We start from the raw sequence: 1,121 nt of genomic DNA on the forward strand, positions 1-1,121 counted from the left end.
AGTCATGCAGTCATGCGCGTCACATCGCGAGGTGCGGCGCGAAGCGTTGACAGGGGTACGCATAGGCCAGCCATTGAGCCACGATAGCTTTCGTATCCCGAGTGCCGACGCTGTTCTTCCGGCGGAAGGCAACACGGCTGTGCGCGCCATCGCAAGCGCCCGGWYGACYCGGCGTGGTCRTAGACCCTGGCATGTGCGCACGCTCCTTGCGCGGGAACCGGGAGATCTCCAGTCTGACCGTCGGCGCCAGCYGACGGCCCGCATCGGGAAGGCGAGGAGCCGAAGCCGATGATGCACGGGCTGGAGAAGTCAGACCTCGCCATAGTAGCGACGAAGCCTGCGAACAAGGYCGGGCGACCGGCYGCGGAGTGGGCGGAGCCAAGGGCGRGGRCCGAGGGGAACACGGGMCAACCRCRCACGCGACGGACKCAGAGCCGCGRTAGCGTGCCACAGGGGCTGGACCGTGTACGCAACGCTGCAAGGCAGCGGAAGAAGGAGAAGTTCAGTGCGCTGCTGCACCACGTGACGGTCGATCTGCTGAGGGATGCGTTTCTGGCGCTCAAGCGCCGTGCCGCACCCGGAGTGGACGGCGTGACGTGGCAGGACTACGAGGCGGACTTGGAGGGCAACCTTCGGGAGCTGCATGCGAAGGTCCATCGCGGCACATACCGGGCACTGCCCGTCAGGCGGCGGTTCATACCGAAGCCGGACGGCAAACAGCGCCCGCTGGGGGTCACCGCCCYGGAAGATAAAATCGTCCAGCGCGCGGTCGTCGCAGTGCTCAACGCCATCTATGAGGAAGACTTCCTCGGCTTCTCGTACGGATTTCGACCCGGACGCAGCCAGCATGATGCGTTGGACGCACTGGCAGTGGCGATCTGTGAAACCCCGGTGAACTGGATTCTCGACGCCGACATTCGAGGCTTCTTCGATTCGGTCAGCCAGGAATGGCTGGTCCGATTCCTGGAGCATCGGATTGGCGACGAGCGCGTCATACGCCTTGTGCGCAGGTGGCTCAAGGCGGGCGTCCTGGACGACGGGAACTGGAGCGTCAGTGAGATGGGGACACCTCAAGGGGCAGTGGTTTCACCACTGCTGGCCAACGTCTACCTGCACTATGT

At 64.6% G+C, this 1,121-nt stretch carries 1 protein-coding gene; it reads left to right on the forward strand.

Features of this window, described 5'->3' with window-relative positions; all coding sequences use genetic code 11:
- Positions 1 to 288 precede the first annotated feature (288 nt).
- On the forward strand, positions 289 to 1,121 hold an 833-nt coding region (locus tag AC1DY5_RS56605; RefSeq protein ID WP_478122865.1), incomplete at its 3' end, for a reverse transcriptase domain-containing protein.

The organism is Variovorax sp. P4_D9 (assembly GCF_056401695.1).